The sequence below is a fragment of the Acidiphilium sp. PA genome (genome assembly GCF_026191915.1).
GTDB lineage: Bacteria > Pseudomonadota > Alphaproteobacteria > Acetobacterales > Acetobacteraceae > Acidiphilium.
On the sequence record NZ_JAIMBY010000050.1, the window covers coordinates 1 to 8,464 of the forward strand.

Consider the following 8,464-nt stretch of genomic DNA (forward strand, 5'->3'; position numbering starts at 1 on the left):
GACAATGCCTCGACCGCCGGATCGATAACCGCGAACTGCTCGAAACCGAAGTCCGGGCCTGGGAGCGCCGCCGCACCAAAAGCGGTGCCAAAATCCGCTGGATGTTCTCCACAGATCAGGCAAGAGTGAAGATGGCCCAATCCTACCCCACGCCAACAATCAAGGAGTCGTAATCACTGCGACGGGACACTAGGAATCGTTTTCATAGAGAGAGAGAGTGGGAAACTATCCTCTGTCAATCACCACGCTTTCAGGTCATATTTGAAACAGACACGTCACGAGAATAAAGAGGAACGAAAATGCTCGAAACCTTGGACGGCCGCATATCGATCTATCAGCCGGAGCAGCAGGGTCTGATCTTCCCGGAAATCCCACAGTATTCCTCGTTCGAGGCGGAGAGGACCTATCGCAAGCAGCATTTGGTCGCGGCAGTACGAGCCTTCGCGATGCATGGTTTCGATTACGGTTTCGCCGGGCACCTCACAATCCGCGACCCCGAACAGCCCGAGCTATACTGGACCAACCCGATGTGCGTCCATTTCTCACAGGTCAGGATGTCTAACCTGATCCTCGCGGATCATGCCGGCAACGTCGTTCAGGGATCCCACGCGATCAATCGAGCCGGTTTCGTCCTTCACGCCGCTGTGCACGAGGCGCATCCGGACATCATCGCGATGTGCCATGCTCACACCACCTACGGCACCGCCTGGTGTGCGATGGGGCGGCCACTCGACATGATCAGCCAGGATGCCGCCTGTTTCTACAATGATCACGTCGTGATCGGGGCGTCGGCTGGTGCGGTCGCGGTCGAGCGCGAGTCGGGCTATTCGGTCGCCAGTGCTTTCGCCAATGCGCGCGCTGCACTGCACCAGAATCACGGGCTGCTCACCGCCAGCCGCCACAGCATCGACGACGCCGCGTTCTGGTTCATCGCCCTCGAGCGTTGCTGCCAAGTGCAACTGTTGATCGAGGCCTCCGGTGTCAAACCCCAAGAACTCTCCCAGAAGAACGCGGAATATAGCCACCAGCATGTCGGCAACGATTTCATCGGCTGGCTGCATTTCCAGACCCTTTACGCGCAGATCGCAGCACAACAGCCCGATATGTTTGACTGACCAGAACTCGCGATAATGAAATTCTTCAGTTGCTAGATTGACGTGCGCCTATTCGATTAACCCCCATACCCGCAACATGTAGGATGCTGCCAATCCCCTGAGTATAGCTTTACGGAAAACTCACACCTGTCGCTACCTATCAGCCCCCCGCCCACCCGTCACGTCCGGATTCCCCCGGGCTCCGGAGCCGGCCCATCCGCCTCGGCCGCGAGCCGCGCCAGTGCCGCGACCGACGCAGCACCGGTCTTGCGCATGATCGCCGCCCGATGCACCTCGACCGTGCGCGGGCTGATCCCGAGCATCCCGGCAATCACCTTGCTCGGCTGCCCGGCCAATATCAAGTCCAGAATCTCCCGCTGCCGCGCCGTCAACCCCGCCAGATGCCGCACCGCCTCCTCATGCAGCGCCCGCCGCGCGGTCAGATCCTGCCCCAGCCCGATCGCGCGGTCGATCCGGCTGAGCAAATCAGCCGGGTTGACCGGCTTTTCCACAAAATCCGCCGCCCCCGCCCGCAGCGCCTCGACCGCCAGCGTCGCATCACTCACACCCGACAACATCACCACCGGCGTCTCATCCCCGCCGTCCCGCACCGTTCGCAGCAGATCGATGCCGCTGCGCCCCGGCAGATTGATATCGATCACCAAGCAAGCCGCCGCCCCGCCCGGATCGCGCGCCAAAAACGCCTCCGCCGACGCAAAATCCACCACCACCCGACCCGCCGCCTCCAGCATCGCGTGCAACGCCGCACAGATTGCCGGATCATCATCGATCACCACGATCGGCGCGGTCATCGCCGGTGCCACCGCCGGGCGCAGCGGCATCAGCTTGCGAATCGCAGCCGCCAACGCGACCAGCGACATCGGCTTGTTGAACTGCGCGCAATCCTGTGCCGCAATCTCACGCAGCGCATCGGTCGAAATATCACCGGTCAAAATGATCACCGGCACCGCATGACCGATCGCCGCGCGCACCCGGCCCACCACCGCAATCCCGTTCATCGCCCCGGGCAGATTGTAATCGGCAATCAACAAATCCGGCCACGCGCCCCCCGCCACCAGCGCCAGCGCCTCGGCGCCATCCGCGGCGGCGACCACCCGATACCCTTCCTCCTGCAGAAACATCACCAGCAGCGAGCGAATATCCGGATCATCCTCGACCACCATGATCATCCCCGATGGCCGCACCTCATCAGGCCCATCCACCACCGCCTCCGCCGCCGGCGCCGCCTCCATCACCGGCGCGGCAACCGTCGCGATCGTGACCGAAAACACCGACCCGCTGCCCGGCTCCGATCGCACCGCAATCGGCAGACCCAGCAGATCCGTCAACCGCCGCACGATCGCGAGCCCCAGGCCCAGCCCGCGCGTCCGATTGCGCGAAGGATTATCGATCTGGTGATATTCCTCGAAAATCGCCTGCAATTCCTCCTGCGGAATCCCGATGCCGGTATCCCACACCTCCAGCCGCGCCTGCCCGCCAACCCGCCGGCAGCCCACCAGAATCCGCCCCCTCCTGGTATATTTCAGCGCGTTCGATACCAGGTTGCGCAAAATCTGCGTCAGCAACCCCCGATCCGTCTCGATCGTCAGCGTGCACGGCATCACATGAAAATCGAGCCCAAGCGCCACGGCATCGTCGGTGAATTCCTGGCGCAACCGGTCGAACACCGCATTGACCGCAAACCGGCTCGCCGCGACCTTGACCACCCCCGCCTCGATTTCATTGATATCGAGCAGCGTATCCAGCATCGTCGTCATCACGCCCAAAGTCTGCGCCATCCGCTCGACCAGCGGCTCGGTCGGCGTGCCCGCCACCGCGCGCGCCAGCAGCCCGTGCAGCAACGACAGCGAGGTGAGCGGCTGGCGCAGATCATGGCTGGCCGCCGCCAGAAACCGCGACTTCGCACGGTTGGTCTGCTCGGCAACGGTCGTCGCCTTCTGCAAGGCAAGCGCGGTCCGTTTGCGCTCGGTGATGTCGGTAAACGTGATCACCACGCCTTCGACGCCATGCTGCTGGGTGCGATACGGCAGCACCCGCCGGGTGAACCAGGCGCCGTTGCGCCCCTGCACCTCGCGCTCGATCGGTTGCAGCGTCTCGAGCACCGCCCGCGCATCGAGCGTCAGCATCCCATCATTGGTCAGCGCGGTCAGGTCGGCGAGCGGCCGGCCCAGATCGCTCTGGATCACCGTGAACAGCGCCCGCGTCGCCGGCGTAAAGAAGCGGATGTGCAGATCGGTATCGAGAAACAACGTCGCGACATCGGTGCTGTACAGCACGTTCTGCAAATCGTTCGCCGTGGTGCGCTGGCGCTCGAGGGTTTCCTGCAACTGGCTGTTCAGCGCGGTCAGCTCCTCGTTCAGCGATTGCAATTCCTCCTTCGAGGTCAGCAATTCCTCGTTGGTCGACTGGAACTCCTCATTGACCGAAAGCGCCTCCTCGTTGATCGCCTTCTGATCCTCGCTCGACAATTCCAGATCATGAATCGCGCCGAGCAATTCGGTCCGCGTCGCCGCCAGCTCGCGCTCCAGCTGCGCCACGCGCGGGGTGTCCTTGCGGTTGACCGGCGATGCCTGCACCGTGACGCCGGTCTGCCCGGTCACGAAACAGATCAGCAGCAACCGCTCGCCGTCGCTCGTTACCGGTTGCACATCGATCGTGAACGCCTGCTCGACGCCCTCATGCGTCATCGTCCCGCCCGGCACCACCACCCGACCCGCCGAGTCGATCGCCCGACGGATCGCGGCGCGCAGCTTGGTGCGCAGCCCCTGCCGGCACATCGCCAGCACATCATGCGAGGGCAGACCGGGCGCGATCTGCAAAAACCGGTCGACCGGGCCGAGCGTGAACAGGCAATCGTTCTGCCCATTGATCAGCACCGCCGCCGGCGCATAGGCTTCGATCACCATCCGCCGGCACAATTCGGCCAGGCTGACCTGTGGTGCGCCGCCTGACCCCATCGTCACGACCAGACTGGTCCCGGGCAGCGTCGCGGGTACCTGGCGTGCCATGAGGCGCGATTTGTCGCTCGGCAACACCGGAAAGCCGAACACGCCGGGCCGGTTGCGCCCGGTGCGGCGATAGATCCGTTCGGCCTTGGCCACCACGCTGAAACCCTGATCGCCCGACCCGATGGTCTCGGCACTGCCGAGCAGCAAAATCCCGCCATCGCGCAACGCAAAATGAAACAGCGTCAGGATTTTCGACTGCGCCTCCGCCCGCAGATAAATCAGCAGGTTCCGGCACGATACCAGATCGAGCCGCGAAAACGGCGGATCGGCCAGCACGTCCTGCACCGTGAACACCACCAGCGCCCGCAGCTCGGTGCCGATCCGGTATTTTTGTTCCTCGCGGATGAAAAACCGCGCGAGCCGCGCCGGCGACACATCCGCCTCGATCGATTGGTCATACAGCCCGGCCCGCGCCCGCCCGACCGCATCAGGATCGACATCGGAAGCAAAGATCTGCAATCTCGCGGGCGAGCCGACCGCGCTGATATGCTCCATGAACAGCATCGCGAGCGAATAGGTCTCCTCGCCCGAACTGCACCCCGCCACCCACAGCCGCAACGGCTGATCGGCGGTGCGCCCCGCCACCAGCTCCGGCACGATCTGCTGCTCCAGCACATCGAACACCGCGCGATCGCGAAAAAAACTGGTGACGTTGATCAGCAGATCCTGCGCCAGCAGATCGACCTCGGCGGCGTTGCTGGTCAGCAGCGCCAGATACGCATCGAGGCTCGCCGGCACCAGCCCGGCAAGCCCGATCCGCCGATCGATCCGCCGCCGCAGTGTGCCCGATTTATACAAAGTGAAATTATGCGCCGTCGCATCGCGCAGCAGGGCGATGATCGCATTGAAACTATCCGGTGCATCGACCGGCACATCGCGTGCCACCGCATCGCGCGGCCGCGCCGCCAGGGCCGCCGGAATCTCGGCGAGCGGCAGCACCAGATCGACCAGACCGGTCGCAACCGCGCTGCGCGGCATGCCATCGAACGCCGCCTCGTCCGGCGCCTGCGCGATCACGAAACCGCCCTTGTCGCGGATCGCCCGCAACCCCGCGCTGCCGCCGCTGCCGGTGCAGCTCAAGACCACCACAATGGCGCGGGCGCCGCACGATTCCGCCATCGAGTGCAGCAGAAAATCGAACGGCAGCCGCATGCCGTGCCGCTCGATCGGTTGCGTGACCCGCAGCATATCGTGGTCGACCGCGAGGTAGCGCCCCGGCGGAATGACATAGACATGATCGGGTTCGAGCATCATGCCATCGGAAGCCTCGATCACCGGTATCGCGGTATGACGGGCCAGCAGTTCGACCATCAGGCTTTGATGCGTCGGGTCCAGATGCTGCACCAGAATAAACGCCATGCCGGTTTCGCTCGCCAGATGGTCGAGGATGCGGCCGAACGCTTCGAGCCCGCCCGCAGACGCGCCTAACGCAACAACCGCGAAATGACTGCCGGTTGCGGCCTGCTGTGGCGCGGCGCTCGACTTGCCGGCTTGCGAGGGTCCGATTTCCGCCATTCTAAAACATCTCTCATTATTAAAATTATGATGGTGCTGGCCCATTAATTATGACCGTAAATGTAAGATTTTGTCCATCTTTTCTGGGAGCGAAGATTTTGACATCCAACACGTTATGCACACCCTCATCTCGAATCCGAAGCTATCCATTGCAGAGAATCGGTCCGGTAGGGTTGGATTACCGGAAGGAATCGGGAGCGGTTGATCCAGATTCTTTTCGTTCAAGTTTTCCTGCTGCACTAATTCTTGAATGCACGATTTCCAGTTCAACCCGCCATGTCGCACCGATCTCGAGCCCGCTTACCGGTTATTCACCACTGCCAGATAGACTTCTGGTGCCCATGGCACGTCGATAAGGCATGCGGAAAAAGTCGTGCTGTGCCGCTCCTTGGCGAGGGGAGAACAATATTGCGGCCATGGGTGTTTCGCTCAATGCGTCGAGTACGATGGGAGTGCTTTCACTGCTCGAAGGGTCATCATCACCTGTGGCCCCCCCATTGGCTGCTCGCGGAAAGATCGCGGTAGGGGCTACCATTACTGGGCACCCTCCGCACAGATCCGTGCAGGCGCGATTCACGCATACGGCTCCCACTGTGGGTGTTTGAGGGCGAAACGATCGCGTCGCCATGGATGAAGGGCACGCGGGTACGGGAGCCAGTCGTTGACCAGTTTCTTCATCCGTTCGTATGTCGAGTTGTCCCTCCGGCTCCGTCGCTTGAGGGAACGCCGCATGAGGGACGCTAGCGCAGGCAGAAAAAGCCGTGTTATCAGCCGTGATCTTTTTGCAACAATCTGGCAGCGAATTGCGAAGTCTGATATTTATAATATGGAGATGCTTGGCTGCCTGACTCGAATAACGTCGTAACCAATTGTCACTTTTATATGTGAAAACAGGGACTTATTTTTCAACTCGTGGATTAATCCCGGCCACATTGGGAAAAGATGGGGGGAAACCAAAGCTTGAGACTTTGGTAATATATTGCGAATATGATATGGGACTTATCGAATAGTATGGTCACCATAGGGCGGCGGCCATGTCAGGAATTGCTCGACCATGGCCAAGTTTCGTGATGCAATCGATTTCTCGGATGTCTGGCTCTCGGCTCTCGACGGAAGTTCGGTTGGACTGTGGGATCGTGATGTGGCAGCTGACGAAATCCGTTATTCTCGTAGCTGGGATATGATTGTCGGAATTGACAGCCAAGGGTCCGTTTGCCGAATCCAAGATAGCTATGACCGCGTTCATCCCGATGACCTCGGGCGAGTGAAAGCGGCCATCCAAGACCATTTTGATCAGAAAATGACGTTTTACGAAGCCGAGCATCGGCTGCGTTGTCAGAATGGGTCTTACAAATGGGTCCTTAGCCGCGGGAAAGTGATCAAGCGTGACTCTGCGGGAAATCCATTACGTATGGTTGGGACAACCATTGATGTCACCGCGAGTCACGAACTCAATGAACAGCTGAAAGCCCAGGAAAGAATAGCCCAAAATGATGCTGAGCGCTTGGCCGCTCTCGCCAGGGATTTGGCTGAGCGCAGCGACGAGTTGGCGGTCGCCCATCGGATAGCACGCGTCGGTAGCTGGCGCTGGGACCTCAAGGGACGGTGTTTATGGTTCTCACCAGAGGTCTGGAAACTCATGGGACGCGAACCGGCAGATCGTTTGGTGAGTTACCCGGAGATGAGGTCAATTATCCATCCGGACGACTATGAAAGGGCGATGGGCGGGTTTTATCTCGCGGTGCGAGAACGACAGCAAATATCTCAAGAATACCGGATCATTTATCCTGATGGTTCTATCCACAGCATGCTGACGTACGCCGAGGCCGTAGTGGCTTCCGATGGCAGCGTCATCCGTTTACATGGGACTACACAGGATATCTCCTCGTATCGCATGATCGAGGCTGCATTAGCGGAAAGCGAAGATCATTATAGGCACATGGTCAACTTGCATCCGCAGATTCCATGGCTCGCGGACCCATTGGGGAATATCACGGAAGTTGGACCATTATGGTTTAAGTTGACCGGGATGACACCCGATGAAACCTTTCCGCAAGGTTGGGTTAGTGCTGTTCATGAAGCAGATCGCCCTCGTGTTCTTGAGACTTGGCTTCGGAGTATCTCAACCGGAGAGGCGGTGGATATCGAATACCGGGTTAGGCTCCATGATGGGCGTTATGGGTGGTTCCGCGCCCGCGCTGCAGCACGGCTGGACAGCCAAGCCCAGATAGTTCGTTGGTATGGTACGCTCGAGGATGTAACCGATCGACGCGCCGCGGAGGAAAGTCGGCGAGCATCTGAGATGCTTGCGCTAAGGGTGCTCAGAACAACAGGCGACGGCGTGATCGTCTGTGACAAAAGCGGGACAATAAAGTTCACCAATAATATCGCAGAAAAACTAGTTGGCGCATCCGTAAATTTCATAGGTTCCAGCGCCATCAGTTTTTTCAAAGACGGGCACACTTATCGCATTAGACAAGCAATTGAAGCTGTTTCAAAAGGTGCATCGAGTGAACAGTTTGAAATATTCTGGCCACCATTTGATGCTTGGTACGAGATCAATGTCTACGCTGGCGACGACGACGTTGCAATATTTATTAGAGATATTTCTGAAAAAATCATAAATAGAAGGAAGATATCCTATGCTGCGAGCCATGATCTATTAACAGGCACCCTTAATCGAAGTTCGTTTCGTGCCTATCCGGTTGACTCAGACACCCACTAGGGCTAGTGGCCCCCGCCATGGCGGCCATTGACATTCACCAGCGTGACGAACTGGCTTTTCCCCAATCGCTCCCCGAATTTCAGAAGCTATTTCCTGACGAC

Annotated in this window: 3 protein-coding genes; 2 read left to right on the forward strand and 1 reads right to left on the reverse strand. The window is 59.7% G+C overall.

What is annotated here, in order from left to right; genetic code table 11:
- Window positions 1–299: 299 nt before the first annotated feature.
- Window positions 300–1,115, forward strand: coding sequence for a class II aldolase/adducin family protein (locus AruPA_RS20885; protein ID WP_265638675.1), 816 nt, complete (start codon window positions 300–302; stop codon window positions 1,113–1,115).
- 158 nt (window positions 1,116–1,273) lie between these two features.
- On the opposite strand, the gene AruPA_RS20890 is transcribed toward AruPA_RS20885, so the two are convergent.
- A complete protein-coding gene (locus AruPA_RS20890) occupies window positions 1,274–5,638 on the reverse strand; it encodes a chemotaxis protein CheB (protein WP_265638676.1) in 4,365 nt (1,454 codons plus the stop codon).
- 1,054 nt (window positions 5,639–6,692) lie between these two features.
- Between AruPA_RS20890 and AruPA_RS20895 the strand changes: the two genes are divergently transcribed.
- On the forward strand, window positions 6,693–8,363 hold the full coding sequence (locus tag AruPA_RS20895) for a PAS domain-containing protein (RefSeq protein WP_265638677.1): 1,671 nt from the start codon (window positions 6,693–6,695) through the stop codon (window positions 8,361–8,363).
- Window positions 8,364–8,464 lie beyond the last annotated feature (101 nt).